This window comes from Rhizobium sp. WSM1328 (assembly GCF_057653715.1).
The window spans coordinates 358,872-377,289 of the sequence record NZ_JBYGKO010000003.1; the positions used below are offsets into that span (position 1 = coordinate 358,872).

Consider the following 18,418-nt stretch of genomic DNA (forward strand, 5'->3'; position numbering starts at 1 on the left):
GCCGGGTTCTTTTCAAATTCACGAATTCGTCTCATTCGTCAGAATGAGGTCAGCGAATGCGGTCTGGCCTGTCTGGCAATGATGGCGAGCTTTTACGGGCACGACGTTGATCTGGCGACGATGCGCCGACGTTTCACCCCGTCATTTCGGGGAGCCCCGCTGTCGAGCCTGATCAAGATCGCAGACCAGGTCGGCCTCCTGCCTCGCGCCGTCAAGCTGCCGCTGGAAGAGCTGCCCAATCTCGCATTGCCGGCGATCCTCCACTGGAACATGAACCATTATGTCGTCATTGAGCGGGTTTCGGGTGACAAGGCGCTGATCCACGATCCGGCTGGTCGCAGTGAATGGCTTCAAATGTCTGAGGTATCGGACCACTTTACCGGCGTTGCGCTGGAGTTGAGGCCAAACGAAGCATTCGAGAAGAAAACGGAGCGTACGGTGTTGCGCTGGTCGCAGCTCTGGACGCGGATCAACGGGCTCGGAAGCTCGTTCCTTCAGGTCATCGTCCTCAGCGTCGTGCTCCAGATCTACGTGCTTGCCCTGCCCTACTACCTGCAGGTCGGCATAGACAACGCGCTGCCGGCGCTCGACCACGATCTGCTTGCGGTGCTTGCGCTTGGTTTCGGGCTCTTCACCGCCTTCAATACCAGCGCGAGTTTCCTTCGCTCCTTCGTGATCCTGGCGGCGGGCTCCGCGTTAGGTTTCGGCATCGCCTCGAATATCGCCAGGAAACTGTTCCGGCTGCCGCTCGACTGGTTCCAGAAGCGGGAGGTCGGCGACATCCTGTCCCGCTTCCAGTCGGTGACGCCGATACAGAAGATGCTGACGGAAGGCGTTGCGGGAACGCTGGTGGATGGACTGCTTGCGCTGACGACTCTGGCAATCATGTTCTTCTACAGTGCCAAGCTCGCAGTGATCGCCTTGACCGCCTTCTTTCTCTATTTCGTCGTTCGCCTGATATCCTTCTCGTTCGAACGCCGCGCGCAGGAAGGCAGTATCATCGCCCACGGCAAGGAGCAGACAGCCCTTATCGAAACGATACGCGGCATCCAGACCTTTCGTCTCTACAATAGTGAAACGATGCGGCATGCCATGTGGCAGACGTTGTTGACGGATGCCGTCAACGCCAACATCCGCTCCTCGCGCATAGGCATCTGGCAAACGACCGGCAATGCCTTGTTGTTCGGCCTGGAGAATGTCGTCACCATCTATCTGGCAATCGGCTTCATCATGAATGGCGGCTTCAGCGTCGGCATGGTTTTCGCCTACCTCGCCTATAAAGGTCAGTTCCTCGACAAGGCCGGCAATCTCGTCGATCAGGGCATGGCGTTCTTGATGTTGCGGCTGCATCTGGAACGCTTGGCCGATATCGCCCTGGAGGAGGATGACAGAAGCTTTGCCGCCGGTTCCATGGCCGTCACGGAATTAAAAGGACGCATGGAGCTCAAAAGCGTTTCCTACCGCTATTCCCCAACCGACCCCTTCGTTCTCCAGGAGATCGACCTTTCCGTCGAAGCCGGCGAACATGTGGCCATCACCGGGCCGTCAGGCATGGGTAAATCGACGCTCCTGAAGGTGATGCTCGGGCTGCTGTTGCCTCAATCCGGCGAGGTGGCCGTTGACGGTCTCCCCCTCCAGCAGTTCGGTCACAAGAGCTTTCGGGATCAGATCGCAGCCGTCCTGCAGGACGACAATCTCTTCGCCGGGTCGATAGCGGACAATATCACGCTGTTTGCCGAGCAGGCCGATCCCGCAGCCATCGCCGATGCCGCACGCGCTTCGGCAATCCACGACGAGATCATGAAAATGCCGATGCAATATGAAACCCTCGTCGGCGACATGGGATCGAGCCTCTCCGGCGGCCAGAAGCAGCGCGTGCTGCTGGCGCGCGCGCTTTATCGAAAGCCGAAAATGCTTTTCCTGGATGAAGGCACGTCTCACATGGACGCCGCCAACGAGGCGCGCGTCAATCATTCCATACGCTCACTCGGAATTACTCGCATCGTCGTCGCTCACCGGCAGGAAACTATCGCTGCCGCCGACAGGGTTCTTTACATGGACGGCGAGGGCCTGCGACCTCTCGCTCCACCAACGGAAGTCATCAGCCTGCAACTGGGCGAAAGCCTGAGCACGCGTTAAGAGCGTGACGTCGCGCCTGCGCTTTCGGAGTGCCTCAGGCGGCGCTGCCAGCAACGCCGTCCAACTGCTTGAGAGCCCCATCCGGCAGCACGAGCCCGGCGGCGGCGAGGTTTTCTCTGAGATGGCCGACGGACGAAGTGCCGGGGATCAGCAGGATGTTTTTCGCCCGATGCAGCAGCCAGGCGAGCGCCACCTGCATCGGCGTGGCATTGAGCCCTGCGGCGACATCAGACAGAGTGGAAGACTGCAGCGGGCTGAAGCCGCCGAGCGGAAAGAATGGTACATAGGCAATGCCGTGGTACGCCAGATCGTCGATCAGGGCATCGTCGGCCCGATGCGCCAGATTGTAGTGGTTCTGCACGCAGACAATCTCGGTGATCCCACGCCCTTCGGTAATCTGCTTGGATGTGACGTTGCTCAGCCCGACGTGACGCACCAGGCCCTGCCGCTGCAGATCGGCGAGCACCGTTAGCGGCGCTTCGATCGACCCTTCGGCCGGACCGTGCACGTCGAACATGATCCTGAGGTTGACGATATCAAGCACATCGAGGCCGAGATTGCGGAGGTTGTCGTGCACTGCCTCCGTCAGCTCTTCGCGCGAGAAGGCCGGAATCCACGATCCATCCGCGCCGCGCCGGGCGCCGATCTTGGTGACGATGACGAGATCGTCGCGATAGGGGTGCAGTGCTTCGCGGATGATCTGGTTGGTGACGTGCGGGCCGTAGAAGTCGCTGGTGTCGATGTGGTTTACCCCGCTCGCGACCGCTTCTCGCAAGACGGCCAAGGCCGCACCATGATCTTTGGGTGGTCCGAACACGCCGGGCCCGGCAAGCTGCATGGCGCCATAGCCGAGCCGCTTCACGCTGCGGCCGCCGAGGTTGAACGTGCCGGACTGATCGATAGTGGACATGAGTGTACTCCTTTCAATAGATGACACCCCCAAGATAAACATTGTCGGGGCGTATGAAAATTGGCTATAATCTGCACGGGCTGTGCGGAGTGGCGAACAGTGAAGACAGATCTGGGCGATCTCAATGCTTTCGTTGCGGTGGCGCGTGCCGGTGGTTTCCGCGAGGGCGCGCGCGTCAGCGGCAGCAGCGCCTCTTTCCTCAGTGAAGCGGTGCGCCGCCTGGAGGGCCAGCTCGGTGTCAGGCTGCTCAACCGCACGACGCGCAGCGTCGTGCCGACCGAAGCGGGCAAGGGCTTGCTGGCGCGGCTCGGCCCTGCTTTGAGCGAGGTGGAAGCTGCCCTCGACGTCGTCAATGGATTTCGCGACAGGCCGGCGGGTGCCTTGCGCCTCAATGTGCCGGTCAGCGCGGCGCGGCTGGTACTGCCCGCCATCGTCCCACCGTTCCTCGCCGCCTATCCCGATATTCGGCTGGAGGTGGTGACCGACGAGAGCTTTGTCGATGTCATCGCGGCAGGCTGCGATGCCGGCATCCGCTATGACGAGCGGCTGGAGCAGGATATGATCGCCATACCGATCGGCCCACGCATCCAGCGCTTTGCCATCGCAGCCTCCCCCGACTACCTGGATCGCCGTGGCCGTCTGCAACACCCGAGCGAACTGCTCGCTCACGCCTGCATATTGGGCCGTTTCGACAGCGGTGCGATGACGGCGCCCTGGGAGTTCGAGCGCGATGGCGAGATCGTGCGGGTCGATCCAACGGGACCGCTGATCGTGCGGGTCGGCGGCGCGACCGACCTGGCCGTCGATGCAGCGATAGCAGGAACAGGGATCGTCTGCCTCTTCGAGGACTGGCTGCGTCCGCATTTCGACAGAGGTGCGCTCGAGCCCATCCTCGAACCTTGGTGGCAGCGATTTTCCGGGCCGTTCCTCTATTATCCCGGACGTCGGCTGGTGCCGGCACCGCTTCGGGCATTCATCGACTTCGTCAAGGCATCAGCCAATCAGACTTGATATTTTTCGGCCAGAGGGAACGTCGTTGAGCGCTTCTATGCGTTAGAGCTTGATCTCGGCATTGTCGCCCATGTCAGGTTTGCTGTTCGAGGCCGCGGCGGCGGCCATCTTGATATAGCTGATGATCGTGCCTGGACTGTCCCAATATTCGGCCGAAGACGGGGTCATCTTGAGGATGCGGATGGAAGGATCGTCGGGATTGTCCCACCAATGGCCACGATTGCTTTCACGTCACTTGGCTAGGTGTCCGTCTCGGCGAGGCTACACCCCTGCTCTCGCCAACCACTGGGTTTGCAGTTCTCATCCAATCGAGACAACTATTCACGGTGAAAGTATTCACGAAGCGATGGCTTTCTCGCCTTTAGGGATCGTGATACAAATCCTAGGACAACAGATCCCATTCTCCGAGCTTTTATATCAATGCCCAGTTCCGACACTCAACGCCAAATCGCCCGGACCGTGCTAACGGAGCGCGGAATAGCACGTTTGAGGGAACTGCGTAATGCAGGTGTGACAGGGGCCACCATGAGCCGAATGGAACGGGATGGCGAGGTGCTGCGGCTTGCCCGCGGTCTCTACCAACTTCCTGATGCGGAGCTTGATGTCAACCACAGTATGGCAGAGGTTGCCAAACGCGCGCCGAAAGCCGTTATCTGCCTCGTTTCGGCCTTGGCATTCCACGGCCTGACGGATCAGCTTCCGAGACAAATCTGGCTTGCCATAGGCCGTAAGGACTGGGCCCCGAAACCGGACGGCCCCGCTATGCGCATCGTACGTTTCACAGAAAGCCTTCTCAACGAAAGCGTCGAAACCCATGTCATCGAAGGCGTTCCCGTGAAGGTCTTTGGAATAGCCAAGACAATCGCCGATTGCTTTCGCTATCGCAACAAGATCGGCCTTTCGATAGCGATGGAGGGGCTGCAGGAGGCACTGCGGCAACGAAGGACTAGTCCTGGCGAAATCGCCAACCAGGCCGAACGCGGTGGCGTCGGATCCGTGATCCGGCCGTACCTCGAGGCGCTGACCGCCAATGGCTAAGGAAATCAGAAACGTCGGCGCCTCGGTGCGAGCCCGCCTGTTGCACCTCGCCAAGGCAAGCGGGCAAAGCTTTGATCTGGTCCTGACGCGTTTCGCTCTTGAACGGTTATTGTTCCGGCTCGGTCAGTCGCCCCACGCCAATCGCTTCGTTCTAAAAGGGGCGATGTTGATAATGAGTTGGTTCGACGACCCGCACCGAGGCACGCGCGACCTCGATCTTTTGGGTTTCGGTGATCCGAGTCCGGACCCGATGCTTGAGACATTTTTGAAATTCTGGCGCAAGAGGCCGACGATGGCGTCACGTTCGATCCCGATACGCTGCATGTGGATCGCATTCGCGAGGCACTGGACTATGGTGGGCTCAGGCTGCGGGTGATCGCTACGATCAGTGGAGCCCGGATCAACCTGACGATCGACATCGGGTTTGGCGATGCGCTTGAGCCGGGAGTGGAGATCCTGGATTATCCTTCCATGCTCGATTTTCCGATGCCGCGGCTCCGGGCCTATGCGCGGGAAACGGTCATTGCCGAGAAGTTTCAGGCCATGGTGATGCTGGGGCGAGTAAACAGCCGCATGAAGGATTTCTACGACGTTTGGATCCTCAGCAGGTCTTTCGACTTCAGCGATGATCGGCTGGCGCGTGCAATCGCCGCTACGTTTAAGCGCCGCGAGACATCGATCCCCACCAACCTACCTGACGCCCTAACGGACGCCTTTGGCAAGGACCAGCAAAAGCAGCGGCAATGGCGCGCTTTCATTGAAGGCGTTGCACACAATCCTGGCGATCTGACAGACGTCATCGCGGAGATTGCCGCATTCCTGATGCCGCACGCGGTTGCAGCTGCGAGGCTGGACCAATGATCGGTTTGCTAGCAAGCTCTCTCACACCAACTTCATGCTTTTGGACTCGCGCTGAGTTCTCGCTCGACTGAACCTGCATCACGGGAAGTTTCTCGGGCACCGAGAGCCCATCGATCGCAAGCATGGTCATGCCGTGGATGAGCCCACCAGGGTGCCTGTTAACAGCCAATCAGGCTTGATATTTTTCGGCCGAGGGAACGTCGTTGAGCGCTTCTATGCGTTAGAGCTTGACCTCGGCATTGTCGCCCATGTCAGGTTTGCTGTTCGAGACCGCGGCGGCGGCCATCTTGATATAGCTGATGATCGTGCCTGGGCTGTCCCAATATTCGGCCGAAGACGGGGTCATCTTGAGGATGCGGATGGAAGGATCGTCGGGATTGTCCCACCACGCCTTTGCCGGCGTCGCCCATAATTCCCTGATCTTCGCCCGGTCGTTCTGCACCTCGGCCGTCCCCGATACGGAAACATATTTCTGTCCCTTGGTGTCGGCAAAGGCCAGGCACACGTTTGGCCAGCGGGCGATCTCATCGTCCTTGTGACTACTGACATCCGTCAGAAAATAGATCGCATTCTCGAGCTGCGCGGTGTAGGCGGACATCGGGCGGGCTCGCAGATCGTCGCCGCTGCGGGTCGTCAGCATGCAAAACCCGATCTTGTCGATCAATTCCCATACCCGTGTCGCCTCGTCGTTGTTAGCCATCATCATCTCCATCTGAGCAAGAGACGAGGTAACCATCTGCCGAGGTCTATGTTCCCGGTGGCGGGCCTAATGAGCTCATTCCCGAGGCGGTCGAGACACACAGTCGATCAATGGACGCTCGGTGTTTTCATGACCATCGCAAAGTCTTCGGCCACCAGTTCGCTGACGGCGATGAGGATTTCCTCCAGGGAAAAGCCTGATGTCAGGGTGCGTTGGATCAAATCCTGCAAATCCGGCTCCACGACATCGCGGCAATCCTCGATGCGTTCTTCCGAAACGGTGAGGCTATTGAGTTCGTCCATTGTCTATCCTTTCAGGTAATGTAACCACCAAAGCCCGGGAAGGCCGGTGGGATGAGGCCGTTACCGGGCAGCGGCCGTCCGCTTCGGGCCGGGCAGCAGGCCTTCACGCTGCATCTTCTTGCGCGTAGCCTTGCGCTGCCGGCTGATCGCCTGCGCCTTTTCCCTGACGCGCCGTTCGGACGGCTTTTCATAGGCGCGCCTTTCCTTCATTTCACGGAACAGACCTTCGCGCTGCATTTTCTTTTTCAAGACCCTGAGCGCTTGATCGACATTATTGTCTCTGACGAGGACCTGCATTTCGAATTCTCCTTGTTGGATGGTGCTCTGATCGCCGCTCAGCCGAGCTGCTCGGCGATCAGTGCCTGCAATTCGCGGCGGGTGAGAAGGCAGGGAAACGGCTTCCAGTTCCTGGGAGCACTGCGGACAGCCTCGTCATCCTCACGCGGATTCGCCGCCGCAACCACGGTGGCTGTATGTGTGTTGTTCAAAAAGAAATCCTTTGCCAACCTTGGCCGGCGTTATCGATTGTTTGTGGGATTGCCCATCACGCAGCCTTAGGGCGCGCGCCGATGCATAAGCGCCTCAGTCACCAGCCGGCAACGGCTGAGATCTCCGCTTGGATCGGGTACGTCAGCAACATAGGGCTCGGCGAGCACAATTGCAACGCATAGCCCGGATGGCACGGCGCGGGCATCGCCAATCGCCTTCAGATATACTCTGCGCCATTTTATTCAAGTTAACCGGGTATAGTTTCTACCGAATTTTCTTCAATTTGGCTTGAATGTGACATTATTTCGCCGGAATGGAAGCAACGGGGAGTTCGGCGTCGAAATTAACCTTCTGTTAAATAGGCCATTGACTTGTAGTATTAATAGGTTGTTAAAGGAGCCGCTCGCTGAGGTCGAAATTGACCCGCCAATAAACAATTTGAGGAGAGTGCAATGGCTTCGCCAATTCATGCAACTGATGATAGTGCAACATTTAAAGAAACCGACGTTATTTCCGGAAATCTGCTTTCCAACGATTCATCCGACAACGGCCATCTCTTCCTGCGCGCCTTCGATGGCGCGAGCGTTGGCGCCAAGGCCGGCAACAGCCAGGTCACCGAGATCCAGGGCGACTACGGCACCTTCTTCGTTAAGCCAGATGGCAGCTACACCTATGTCCTCAGCGACGCTGCCAAGATTGGCTTTGCCAACGGCGAATCGTACCAGGAGAAGGTTTCCTACAAGATTTCCGACGGCAGCGGTCATACCGATGTCGGCCTCTTCACCCTGAACATCCAGGGCGTAACCCAGGTAAAGCCGATTGCTGTCGACGACCACTACAGCTTCAACGAAGGTAGCGCCATCGGCGGCAACGTTCTGGACAACGACATTGCCGGCGACAACGGCAAGCTCTTCCTCCGTCAGTTCGACGGCACGAACGTCAGCGCCAAAAGCGGCCTCGACGCTGTTACCGACATCGTCGGCGACCATGGCATCTTCCACGTCAAGCCGAATGGCGAATTCACCTATACGCTGACGGAAGACCTGGCTGCCGGCCAGAACGTCACGGAAACTGTCCAGTACTACAAGATCTCCGATGGCGAAGGCCACACGGACGCTGGCATTCTGACGCTCAACATCACGGGCACCGACGCGCATCTTGCCTGATCAGTTGCAATAAATCAGTGAGACACACCGCCCGCCGCGCAATCGGCGGGCGTCTTCGTATATCCGCTTGTTCTGCGCGCGGTGAAGGCGGGGTTTAATCATGTTCGGTTGAAAGTCTGCAGAGCGGCATAGCTCTTTTTAGCTAGTTCTTATAAACGCCGGCGTGGCGTAGTCTCGATGTTCGGAGGACACGCCGTTGACCGAACACATCGAACCCAGGCAAGTCGAAACAGACGATCTGACCAAAGTCTGGTCGGTGACGGAGTTCTGCGCTCGTCACCGCATAGATGCCGAGGAACAAGCGCTGCTGCTCAAACTCTTCGGGCCGTTCGCGACCGCCTCCGAATTGCTTCACAATGCCAAGCGCGCGCCAAGGTTCAGATAAGGCCTTCTCCATTTCTTCGATATCTTCGCACGTGAACGAGACGGTGGTGCAAGACACCGCCTGATCGGGTGACGCTCTTCATCCTGCCACGGCATTTTCCCTGGCCGTCGGAGAGACCGTCGCCTGCGGCCCATATCTGCGACAGCCGTCCACCCGGCTGGCCGATGCCATTGGCCAGGCTTTGCTGATCGCCGATGGCGAGGACACGCGGTTAGACGGGGCATTGCCGATCTTACGGCCATCGGGTCTGCCGCCTTATCTGGTCGGGATCACGCCGCTTGCATCGATAGCGGTTTCCATCCGGGATGTGGTTGATAGGGCCACTGCATACCCTGATGGGGCCGAGCGATTTTCCTGAAATGCTGCTTACTCTCTGCACAAAATCTGCAATTCGGCGCGGCATTCTTCCGCCATGAGCAAGAACCACATCCCGCCCGGCGTCACACCGCCCGCTTTGCCAGATCGCCTCCGCAATGACGGATGGTGGCTGACGGAGGCAGGCTGGCCGCGAGAAGCCGCCTCTAACGCCAGCCCGGTAGACATGCTCATCGTCATCGAAAAGCGGCATCTACGAGAGGAGCACCAATGGACACAACCAACACGCTGACGGAAGCAATGCCCATCAGGCGTGGCACTAGCCGGATTGTCGGCCTGTTTGCGCTGGTGGCGCTGGCTGATTTTCTGATCTTCGGTGAGATGCCCGGCATAAACCTTTTCCTGTTTGCGCTCGCCGTCTGCGCCGGCATTCTACTTTTGGCCGGGAAGATCCGCGCGCCGTCAATCGCTGCTCTCCTGTTTGGTTTTTCGGTTCTGGCATCGGCACCTCTACTGGAAGCCCCTTCACTAACCGGCATCGCCCTTTGCCTCAGCGCGCTGATAGCGGTTGCTCTCGTCGGCGCCAGGCTTATGCCTCGCAATCTGACCGGTCTGCCGCTGGTGTTTCTCCGTTTCACTCTCATCATTCCCTTGCGGCTTGCCGACGATTTTAGGAAATATCTCAAGGCGCCGGCCAAACGTTTCTCCTTCACCGTCGTTTGGCAGGGCGTCGGCCTCTGGATCATGCCGCTCGCTCTCGCCGCAGTCTTCGTGTTCCTCTTTGCAGCGGCGAACCCGCTTATCGAGATCGCGTTGCGCAGTATCCGTTTTGCCGTTCTGTTGCAGTTTCTCGACCTGTGGCGGATTGGCTTCTGGATGATGATCGCCGCTGTGATCTGGGCGCTATTGCGGCCGCGCCTGAAGCGTCGCACTGCGAGGTCGCAAGCCGGCAGGGCGTTCGTCATCGTGCCGACCAGGAATGCACCGTTCGGCCAGGCCTCCCTGCTGCGGTCGCTGTTCCTCTTCAACGCCCTCTTTGCCGTGCAGACACTTCTCGATCTCGTCTATCTCTGGGGCGGCGCAAACCTGCCCGATCACATGAGCCATGCCGAATATGCTCATCGCGGCGCCTATCCGCTGATTGCGACGGCGCTTCTGGCCGCCGGTTTTGTTCTCCTCGCCATGCGTCGCGGCGGCCCCGGCGATCAAAGTTCGCTGATCCGCGGCCTCGTCCACGCCTGGATCGGCCAGAACGTCCTTCTCTGCCTGTCCTCGATGCTGCGGCTTGGACTTTACGTCGAGGCCTATTCGCTGACGGAACTGCGCGTTGCCGCCGGTCTCTGGATGGGCCTCGTCGCTATCGGCCTTGTCTTGATCCTGCTGCGCATTCTGCTCAACCGATCCAACGAGTGGCTGATCGCCGCCAACCTCGCTTCCCTGATTGCCGTGCTCTATATCAGCGCCTTCATTGATCTCCCTGATGTCATCGCCCGCTTCAATGTCGCCCACAGCCAGGAGATCAGCCACGATGGCCCGCCGCTCGATATCTATTATCTCTCCACGCTCGGCCCTTCCGCCATTCCGGCCCTTGATCTCCATATTCGCGCGCTACCGGAATACAGAACCGACAAGATCAGCGAAGCACAGCTTATCCGGGGCTCGCTCGTCTGGAAATTCGAGCATCGCCCCCGCGACTGGCGGAGCTGGAGTTTTCGTTCTTCGCGGCTGGAGGCCTATCTTCTGTCTCCTGCCGCCATTGCAAGATAGTGCGAGAACGATAACAACAGGCACGACATATCAACGCAGGACCGGTGATGGCGCCCCGCATTCTCGTCGTCGATGACGAACCTCACATCCGCGACGTGATCTGCTTCGCCCTTGAGCGGGCTGGCCTGGCCTGGATGGCAGCCCGCAACGGCACCGAGGCGATGGCGGCCTTCCGCCGTGGCAACATCGATCTCATCATCCTCGATATCGGCATGCCCGAGATGGACGGTCTGGAAGTCTGCCGCCAGATCCGCAAGACGTCGGGATTGCCGATCCTGTTTCTTTCGGCGCGTGACGAGGAGATCGACAGGATACTGGGTCTCGAAATAGGTGGAGACGATTATGTCACCAAACCGTTCAGCCCGCGCGAACTCGTGGCTAGGGTCAAGGCGATTTTGAAGCGCAGCAGCAATGGGGCAGAGCCTGACAGACGCCACGCCACCCTTGTCGCCGGTGAGCTCAGCCTGGATCGCCGCGGCAGGACGGTCATGTTTGGCGAGAACACCATCGCAATGACCGCGCTTGAATTCGCAATCCTGGACGCATTGTTGTCACGCCCCGATATGGTCTTCAGCCGCGAACAACTGATGGAAGCGGCCTATGGCGCCGGTACCTATGTTGCTGACCGGACGATTGACAGCCATATCCGCAACATCCGGGCCAAGTTCCTGGTGGCCGGCGGCCAGGGGATTATCGCAACCGTTCACGGCATCGGCTTCAAACTCGGCCGTGAAATCGGGAGGAAGGCCTGATGTCGGCACCGAAAGTCAGGACGAAATGGCGGCCGACACTGGCGCTGATTGTCTACGTCGTGCTTCTCGCGGTCATGGCGCTGCCAATCCTGATCGTCATCTGGTTTCGCGCCGTGGAAGCGAGTTCGAACCGGATGGCGCCGGCGGAAATCGGCGCCCTCGCCGTCGTCTTCATGCTGACGCTCGGCGTTGCTTATGTGCTGACGCGCACCATCACAGGGCCTATCGACGCTTTGATCGCCCGAACGGAAGAGATCGCCCGCGGCGGCAAGGGAGCAATCCGGCCGCTGGAAAGCTATGGAACGCGCGAGATCGCTGTGCTGTCGCAAAGCTTCCTTGATCTTGCCGGAAAACTGGTCGATCGCACCGAATACGTGCGTTCCTTTGCCGCCCATGTCTCCCATGAACTGAAATCGCCGCTGACGGCGATCCGCGGCGCGGCGGAGCTTCTGCGTGACGATGATGCCGAAAAGCCGATGACGAAGGTGCAGCGTTTGCACTTTCTCGACAACATCGTCGCCGATGCCGTCCGGCTCGACGCGTTGTTGCAGCGGCTAAGGGAGCTTGCCCAGGCGGAAACGCCCGTGGCCGAAGGCAAAAGCAGCGTCACCGACATTTTATCCTCACTGCGCGGACGGTTTCCCGCCCTCCGTGTTTCCGGCTCAGGTGATACGGAAATATCGGTTGCTCTTCCCCAGGAGGCAGCCGGCATCGTCTTTGCCAATCTTGCCGACAACGCTCTTCAGCACGGCGCCACGCTGTTGGAAATCAGAGTATCGACCGACGCCCGAGCTGCCGTCATTCTTGTCCGTGACGACGGCAGCGGTATCTCCGAGGTAAATCGCCAACGCATCTTTCAGCCGTTTTACTCAACGCGCCGCGAACAGGGTGGCACCGGTATGGGCCTCAGTATCGTCGGCGCCATGCTGAGCTCCCATGGTGGCACGATCCGCCTGCTGCGAGCGACCGGCGCCGGTACCGAGTTCGAAATCACCATACCTTTGCAAATTTTATCTGGCTGAGGTCGCGCCGAAGCGATGTGCGGCGGAACTGACTGCGCTTCTCGACGCCGAGCCGCGATTTGTCTTCGAGACCCCCTCCACGGATTTCAAGCCCGCGCTGCCCTGAGGGAGGGATCAGTTTCCAGGGTCTATCGCCGTCAGCGCAGCCTTCGCGATGACGTCTGCAATGCGTTTGGACAGCGCCGGGTCGGAAGCAGCGCGGGCGAGGGTCACACCGCCACTGAGCATGGCGAGCAGCAAGATCGCCTGGTCTTCCCGGCGCGTTTGAGGTTGACCCGATACCTCACCCTCCGGCAAGCCGGCCGCAATTTCCTCGATGAGACGTTTGAGTTCCACCGTATAGGCGCTTCGTGTTTCATCGTCTGCGCGCACCACGTCGGGGGAAAGGCTCGGCAGAGCGCAGCTCTCACCCAGATCGCAGGTTCTTTTATAGCCGAGATAGTAGCCGACGAATGTCGCCAGCCAGTCTTTCGGTTGACTGGCCTTTAACCCCGCAATTCCTTGCCGCAGCTCTTCTAGGCCGGTTAGCACGGCGGTTCGAAAGGCTTCCCCCTTGGACTTGAAATGTCCGTAGAAGGCGCCGTTGGTCACGCCTGCCGCCTTGGTCAATGCATCGATGCCCGCACCGCCATAGCCTTCCTGTCTGAAAACCCGTCCAGCCGCGGCAATGACCCGCGTTCGGGTCTCCTGCTTATGCTCGGCACTGTAGCGCATGTCCGTCCTTTTTAAGAGCGAGCACTCTTTATGTCTTGCTAAGAGAGTGATCGATGTGTATGAATAAAGAGCGATCGGTATATATCAAAAACGGTCATGGTTCAAACAGGGAGACAATCCGATGCCCATCACGCTCACCGTACCTGAAGGCCTGCTCTCGCTGGAGGGCCAGGCGCAGGCTTTTGCCGGATTGACAGACGCGTTGCTTGATGCCGCGGGCTTGACCGGCAACACTTTCATGACGGCCAATGTCATCGGCACCATCAACGTGCTGCCGCGCGAGCATGTGCTTGCTGCGGGAAAGCCGATCGCTGCGGCTTTCATCGAACTCAAGCTGCCTGAGATTGCGCTGGTAAGTGCAGAGACCAGGCAGGCCTTCTTCGAAAAAGCAGCCGACGTCGTCGAACAAGCCGCCGAGGGCCGGCTCAGGCGAGAACACATATGGTCGAACATCATCTACGCGCCCGAGGGGGCGTGGGGCATCGCCAGCCGCAGCTATAGCAATGCCGATCTTGTCGCCGCTATCCAAGGTGGCGCGACGCAATGACTGTGGAATGCGCAAAAGCGCCGGGCCGGGACACTGAGGCGTCATGGTCCGGAACGGTACGGGAGTGAAGCCATGCAGCTTGCCAACTACTTGTTCTTCGCCAACGGCTGCGAGCAAGCGCTTGCTTTCTACACCGAATGCGGGCTTGGCCAAGTCACGCAATTGAAGCGGCACGGTGCAGACGGAATGTCCGCTGCCCCCGAAGCCATGCGCGGGAAGGTGATGCATGCCCGCTTCGAAGGACCCGACGTTCTTTTCTTCGCTTCGGACAATCATGACGCCGAGCCGATGCGAGGCTCCGCCCACATGCTGATCATGGAAGACCGCGACAGTACCGCCAGCCTCTTTGCACGGCTGGCCGAGGGCGGCAAGATCACGACACCACTCGCCGTCCAGCCATGGGGAAGCTATTATGGCAAGCTCACGGATCGCTTTGGCGTCCAGTGGATGCTAGATTGCCTAAATTAGAGCACGATGCCGAAAAACGGGAGCGGTTTTCGGACTGCGCGCGAGCGTGAGACGATAAGGCCCCGATAGCCGCGAAGTGTCTGCATCTGTGTCACAATCAGAACATCGCGCGCGGACGATAATCGGCCGCTCGCACCAACCAAGCGGCTGCGAGCCGCCCTCCCCGTCTTCGGGTTTCAGCGCGTTGTATAACCGCCGTCGATAACCAGCACTTCGCCGGTGACATAACTTGCTGCCGCCGAGCAGAGGAACAATGCGGCACCCGCCACCTCCTCCGGCTGCCCGACGCGTCCCATCGGGGTCATGCTGCGCCAGGTCGGGAACCAGTCGGGATTGTCGATGCCGCCGCGCGACAGATCGGTCTCGATATAGCCGGGGGCGATGGCGTTGACGCGGATGTTTTCAGCGGCAACCTCGCTGGCGAGGCTCTTCGTCATCATGTGGACCGCCGCCTTCGAGGTGTTATAGGCGACCTGGTTCTGGGGAATGTTGGACACGATGCCCGATATCGAGCCGATATTGAGGATGGCGCCGCCGCCTTGGCGCCGCATCGGTGCTAATGCGGCGCGGCAGGCGCGAAAGACGGCGTCGACGTTGACCGTCATGATTTCGCGCCAGATGGCATCGGAGAATTCGCCGCTGTCGCCGTGAATGGCGATGCCGGCATTGTTGACGAGGATGTCGAGCCGCCCCGCCCGCGAAAGAGTCTCAGCGACGAGTTCGTCGGCAGCGCTTTCCTTCATCAGGTCGACGGCGATGAAATCGCAATCGACGCCGGCCCTGGAGAGCTGGTCTTCCGCGGCCAGATTGCGGGTTCTGCCCGTGATGATGACTTTGGCGCCCGCCTCGCCGAGCGCCTCGGCGATGGCAAGCCCGATGCCGCGCGTGCCGCCGGTCACCAGCGCCACCTGTCCGTTCAGGCGAAATCTGTCGAAGATCATGGCCGTTTCCTCTTGAGTGGGTTCGCGAGTGTTGAAGACGGATGCACTTTCGTCAGATGTCGGCGCTCTGCGGCAGGATGACGAGATCGCGGATCGTAATGTTGCGTGGGCGCGTCAGCATGAAGAGCACGGCTTCGGCCACTTCGTTCGCCTCCATCAGGCCGCCGGCTGCGAGTGCCTCGTCCAACTTCTCCTGTGGCCAATCGCTGAGAAGGGCGGTGACGACTGGGCCTGGAGCGACGGCGCCGACGCGCAAGCCATGCTTGGCCACCTGCCGCCGCAGCGTGTGGACGAATGCCTGGATCGCGTGTTTCGAGGCGGTGTAGATCGGCTCCCAGACGACAGGGATCATGCCGGCAACGGAACTCGTCAGGATGATATCCCCGGTCTTGCGCTCGACCATATGCGGCAGGACGGCATGCACCGAACGGAATGCGGCGTTGATGTTCAGATTGAGCATCCGGTCCCAGGCATCAGGATCTCCGCCCAGCACTTCGCCGCCGATATAAGAGCCGGCATTGGCGTGGAAGATATCCAGTTGGCCGGTTTTTTCCAGTATCTCAGGCATCATCCGTTCGACGCTTTTCGGATCGGTGAGATCGATGACCAAGGGAATGGCGTTGGCGTCGAGTTTCGAGCAGATTTCCCGCAACGCTTCCTCGTTACGGTCGACCAGCACCACCCGAACGCCGGCGGCAAGCAAAGCCTTGGCGCATTCCAGGCCGATACCCGACGCCGCTCCGGTGACGGCCGCGACTTTTCCAGACAGATCCTGTCCCATTTTCTTCCTCTGTTTTCTCAGTTGCTTTAGGCTCGGCCGTGCGAAATTCGCGAGCGGCGTGCCAGCGAGTCGACGATGACGGCGACGGCAAGGACAGCGCCGGTGATCATGTATCGAAGTGACGATGACAGATCGAGAAGCGTCAGCCCGCTGGCAATCGACTGAATGACGATGATGCCGAGAAGGGCTGAATAGGCACTGCCTCGCCCGCCAAACAGGCTCGTGCCGCCGATAACTGCTGCGGCGATGGCATTGAGATTGACGTCGCCGGTGCCGGCTTGCTGACTTGCCGTCGCCAGCCGTGCGGCGGAGAGAACGCCGCCGGTTGCCGCAAGCAGAGCGCACATGACGAAAGCGCTCGTATAGATGCGCGAGACGTTGATGCCGGAACGACGGGCGGCCTCCCTGTTGCCGCCGACGGCATGCATCGAGCGTCCCCATTTGGTGCGCGTCAGCGCATAATTCATCGCGCTGGTGAGCCCGACGAAAAGGCCGAACATCCACGGAATGCCGCGCGACTGGTTAAGATAGAACGCGACAGCTTCCAGGGCGAGTGTGATGATGACGGCGCGTAGAAGCAGCCCGCGGGCCGATTTCGCTGACAGGCCGGCCGCCCGCCGGCGCGCCGAGGTGCGGTAGCTAGCGAAGAAGAAGGCAATGCCGGCAAGTGCCACCAGCAGATAGGCGATCGGGTCCGGCATGACCATGATCTGACCGAAACTCACGAGCCAGGAACCATAGGGAAGATTGATCGAACCGGTCGCTCCGAGGATATAGAGCTGCAGGCCGAGAACCGCGAGCAGCCCGGACAGCGTCGACACGAAGCTCGGCATGCCGAAGCGGTTGAAGAGAAATGCGTAGAGCGAGCCGATCAGGACGCCGACGATCATGGCGGCGAGGACCGCAAGAACCACCGGCCAGCCCTGGTTGACCCAGAAGACGCCGACCAGTGCCGAGGCGAAGCCGCTGACGGAGCCGACGGAAAGGTCGATCTCACCCACCATCAGAATGCAGACGATGCCGAGTGAGATGACACCGACCGTCGAGCAGTCGAACAGCATGTTGACGAGGTTGCTGCTCGAGAGAAACACCGGATTGAGCGCCTGGAACACCGTCCAGATGATCGCCAGGCCGACAATGACCGGCAGCGAACCGAGATCGCCTGAGCGGATGCGATCCCCAAAGGCGCGGATCGAGCCGGTAAGGCTATCGTCATGGCGCACTCTTTCGTCACTTCGGTCGAGCAGCGCAGGTGCCGCCGGCTCATTCTGGATGGTCTTCATCATGGCCTGCCCTCCTCGTTCTGTTGGCTTTGCGCCTGGCGGCGCGACGCGCGGCGGGAGACGGAATTGTTGGATGCACCGGTGATGGCGCTGACGAGCTGCTCATTGGATGCGTCGGGCAGCATGGTGCCATTGTTGCGGCCGAGCCGAAGGACGACAATTCGGTCCGCGACGGCACGAACATCCTCCATATTGTGGCTGATCATGATGACGGCGAGGCCGCGCACACGCACGCGCTCGATGAGGTCGAGCACCTCGGCGGTCTGGGCAACGCCCAGCGCAGCTGTGGGTTCGTCGAGCATGATCAGTTTCGGCTCGAGCAGCAGCGATCGGGCGATCGCGACCGTCTGGCGCTGTCCGCCGGAGAGTGAGGCAACAGGTTCGCGCACGCTCGGAATGCGGGCCGAGAGCTCGTTCAAGAGCTTCCAGGCGGCAATCTCCATCGCAACCTCATCCAGCTGAAATGGGTTGAGTTCCTTGCCGAGGAAGATATTGGCGACGACGTCCAGATTTTCGCAAAGCGCCAGATCCTGGAAGACGGTTGCGATGCCGAGGTCGAGCGCAGCACTTGGGCTCGACAGGTTGGCCGGCTTGTTTTCGAAGAAGATCGTGCCCGAACTTGGCTGATGCACGCCGGCCAGGATCTTGACCAGCGTCGATTTGCCAGCGCCGTTGTCGCCCACCAGCGCCACCACCTCGCCGGCATACACGTCGAGGTCGATATCGGTGAGCGCCGACACTGCCCCGAAGTTCTTCGATATTCCACGCAGACTGAGGACAGGCTGACGGGAAGGGTCAGGAGTATGAGAGGTTTCAGACATCGCCTG

General features: G+C 59.9%; 20 protein-coding genes and 3 pseudogenes. 12 read left to right on the forward strand and 11 right to left on the reverse strand.

Translation table 11 applies throughout. The features are described from left to right. Positions 1–33 precede the first annotated feature (33 nt). Complete coding sequence (locus AC2444_RS29305; protein ID WP_487762923.1) at positions 34–2,139, forward strand: peptidase domain-containing ABC transporter; 2,106 nt, start codon at positions 34–36, stop codon at positions 2,137–2,139. Between the two features lie 34 nt (positions 2,140–2,173). Here AC2444_RS29305 and AC2444_RS29310 read toward each other — a convergent pair whose 3' ends face one another. Further along, positions 2,174–3,049, reverse strand: coding sequence for an aldo/keto reductase family oxidoreductase (locus AC2444_RS29310; RefSeq protein WP_128449395.1), 876 nt, complete (start codon positions 3,047–3,049; stop codon positions 2,174–2,176). 99 nt (positions 3,050–3,148) lie between these two features. On the opposite strand from AC2444_RS29310, the gene AC2444_RS29315 reads away from it, so the two are divergent. Further along, positions 3,149–4,060: a LysR family transcriptional regulator gene (locus tag AC2444_RS29315; RefSeq protein ID WP_003555190.1), complete on the forward strand. Its 912-nt coding sequence runs from the start codon at positions 3,149–3,151 to the stop codon at positions 4,058–4,060. A 42-nt stretch (positions 4,061–4,102) separates the two neighbouring features. Here the strand turns inward: AC2444_RS29315 and AC2444_RS29320 are convergent. Continuing rightward, positions 4,103–4,270 (reverse strand): annotated as a pseudogene (locus AC2444_RS29320) (pyridoxamine 5'-phosphate oxidase family protein); the annotation flags it as partial. 210 nt (positions 4,271–4,480) lie between these two features. Between AC2444_RS29320 and AC2444_RS29325 the strand changes: the two are divergent. Further along, complete coding sequence (locus AC2444_RS29325; protein WP_012760622.1) at positions 4,481–5,098, forward strand: type IV toxin-antitoxin system AbiEi family antitoxin domain-containing protein; 618 nt, start codon at positions 4,481–4,483, stop codon at positions 5,096–5,098. Further along, positions 5,091–5,959, forward strand: a pseudogene (locus AC2444_RS29330) (nucleotidyl transferase AbiEii/AbiGii toxin family protein). The gene AC2444_RS29325 and the pseudogene AC2444_RS29330 overlap by 8 nt, the downstream one beginning before the upstream one ends. A gap of 220 nt (positions 5,960–6,179) precedes the next feature. Here the strand turns inward: AC2444_RS29330 and AC2444_RS29335 are convergent. From AC2444_RS29335 to AC2444_RS29350, 4 genes are all read right to left on the reverse strand, one after another. Then, complete coding sequence (locus tag AC2444_RS29335) at positions 6,180–6,659, reverse strand: pyridoxamine 5'-phosphate oxidase family protein (protein ID WP_003555195.1); 480 nt, start codon at positions 6,657–6,659, stop codon at positions 6,180–6,182. Positions 6,660–6,766: 107 nt separating this feature from the next. Further along, positions 6,767–6,961: a hypothetical protein gene (locus AC2444_RS29340; RefSeq protein WP_003555197.1), complete on the reverse strand. Its 195-nt coding sequence runs from the start codon at positions 6,959–6,961 to the stop codon at positions 6,767–6,769. A gap of 60 nt (positions 6,962–7,021) precedes the next feature. Continuing rightward, positions 7,022–7,258, reverse strand: a complete 237-nt coding sequence (rpsU, locus tag AC2444_RS29345; RefSeq protein ID WP_012760619.1) for a 30S ribosomal protein S21 — start codon at positions 7,256–7,258, stop codon at positions 7,022–7,024. Positions 7,259–7,296: 38 nt separating this feature from the next. Then, positions 7,297–7,449 (reverse strand): hypothetical protein, encoded by a 153-nt coding sequence (locus tag AC2444_RS29350; protein ID WP_164902321.1) that lies wholly within the window; start codon positions 7,447–7,449, stop codon positions 7,297–7,299. A 453-nt stretch (positions 7,450–7,902) separates the two neighbouring features. Between AC2444_RS29350 and rapA2 the strand changes: the two genes are divergently transcribed. The 6 genes and pseudogenes from rapA2 to AC2444_RS29380 all read left to right on the forward strand — a co-directional run bounded on the left by rapA2 (position 7,903) and on the right by AC2444_RS29380 (position 12,857). Beyond that, positions 7,903–8,616 (forward strand): calcium-binding lectin RapA2, encoded by a 714-nt coding sequence (gene rapA2 / locus AC2444_RS29355; RefSeq protein WP_003555201.1) that lies wholly within the window; start codon positions 7,903–7,905, stop codon positions 8,614–8,616. A 196-nt stretch (positions 8,617–8,812) separates the two neighbouring features. Next, a complete protein-coding gene (locus tag AC2444_RS29360; RefSeq protein ID WP_003555203.1) occupies positions 8,813–9,001 on the forward strand; it encodes a hypothetical protein in 189 nt (62 codons plus the stop codon). A gap of 107 nt (positions 9,002–9,108) precedes the next feature. Further along, a pseudogene (locus AC2444_RS29365) lies at positions 9,109–9,317 on the forward strand (helix-turn-helix transcriptional regulator); the annotation flags it as partial. Positions 9,318–9,586: 269 nt separating this feature from the next. Then, a complete protein-coding gene (locus AC2444_RS29370) occupies positions 9,587–11,083 on the forward strand; it encodes a DUF4153 domain-containing protein (RefSeq protein WP_128449394.1) in 1,497 nt (498 codons plus the stop codon). A gap of 47 nt (positions 11,084–11,130) precedes the next feature. Then, positions 11,131–11,835, forward strand: coding sequence for a response regulator transcription factor (locus AC2444_RS29375; RefSeq protein WP_003555207.1), 705 nt, complete (start codon positions 11,131–11,133; stop codon positions 11,833–11,835). Then, on the forward strand, positions 11,835–12,857 hold the full coding sequence (locus AC2444_RS29380; RefSeq protein ID WP_017997570.1) for a sensor histidine kinase: 1,023 nt from the start codon (positions 11,835–11,837) through the stop codon (positions 12,855–12,857). Before AC2444_RS29375 ends, AC2444_RS29380 begins: the two co-directional genes overlap by 1 nt. 114 nt (positions 12,858–12,971) lie before the next feature. Here the strand turns inward: AC2444_RS29380 and AC2444_RS29385 are convergent, their stop codons facing one another. After that, a complete protein-coding gene (locus tag AC2444_RS29385) occupies positions 12,972–13,571 on the reverse strand; it encodes a TetR/AcrR family transcriptional regulator (RefSeq protein ID WP_017997569.1) in 600 nt (199 codons plus the stop codon). Positions 13,572–13,692: 121 nt separating this feature from the next. On the opposite strand from AC2444_RS29385, the gene AC2444_RS29390 reads away from it, so the two are divergent. After that, a complete protein-coding gene (locus AC2444_RS29390) occupies positions 13,693–14,118 on the forward strand; it encodes a hypothetical protein (RefSeq protein WP_012760611.1) in 426 nt (141 codons plus the stop codon). A gap of 72 nt (positions 14,119–14,190) precedes the next feature. Continuing rightward, complete coding sequence (locus tag AC2444_RS29395; protein ID WP_012760610.1) at positions 14,191–14,586, forward strand: VOC family protein; 396 nt, start codon at positions 14,191–14,193, stop codon at positions 14,584–14,586. A gap of 176 nt (positions 14,587–14,762) precedes the next feature. Here the strand turns inward: AC2444_RS29395 and AC2444_RS29400 are convergent, their stop codons facing one another. The 4 genes from AC2444_RS29400 to AC2444_RS29415 are packed head-to-tail and all read right to left on the reverse strand — an operon-like array spanning position 14,763 to position 18,412. Further along, complete coding sequence (locus AC2444_RS29400) at positions 14,763–15,527, reverse strand: SDR family NAD(P)-dependent oxidoreductase (protein WP_128438895.1); 765 nt, start codon at positions 15,525–15,527, stop codon at positions 14,763–14,765. A gap of 52 nt (positions 15,528–15,579) precedes the next feature. Then, a complete protein-coding gene (locus AC2444_RS29405; protein ID WP_128449393.1) occupies positions 15,580–16,308 on the reverse strand; it encodes an SDR family oxidoreductase in 729 nt (242 codons plus the stop codon). Positions 16,309–16,334: 26 nt separating this feature from the next. Then, positions 16,335–17,594, reverse strand: a complete 1,260-nt coding sequence (locus AC2444_RS29410) for a sugar ABC transporter permease (RefSeq protein WP_012760607.1) — start codon at positions 17,592–17,594, stop codon at positions 16,335–16,337. Next, positions 17,591–18,412 carry an ATP-binding cassette domain-containing protein gene (locus AC2444_RS29415; RefSeq protein WP_128449392.1) on the reverse strand — a complete coding sequence of 274 codons (822 nt, stop codon included), beginning with the start codon at positions 18,410–18,412 and terminating at the stop codon, positions 17,591–17,593. Before AC2444_RS29415 ends, AC2444_RS29410 begins: the two co-directional genes overlap by 4 nt. Positions 18,413–18,418: the final 6 nt, after the last annotated feature.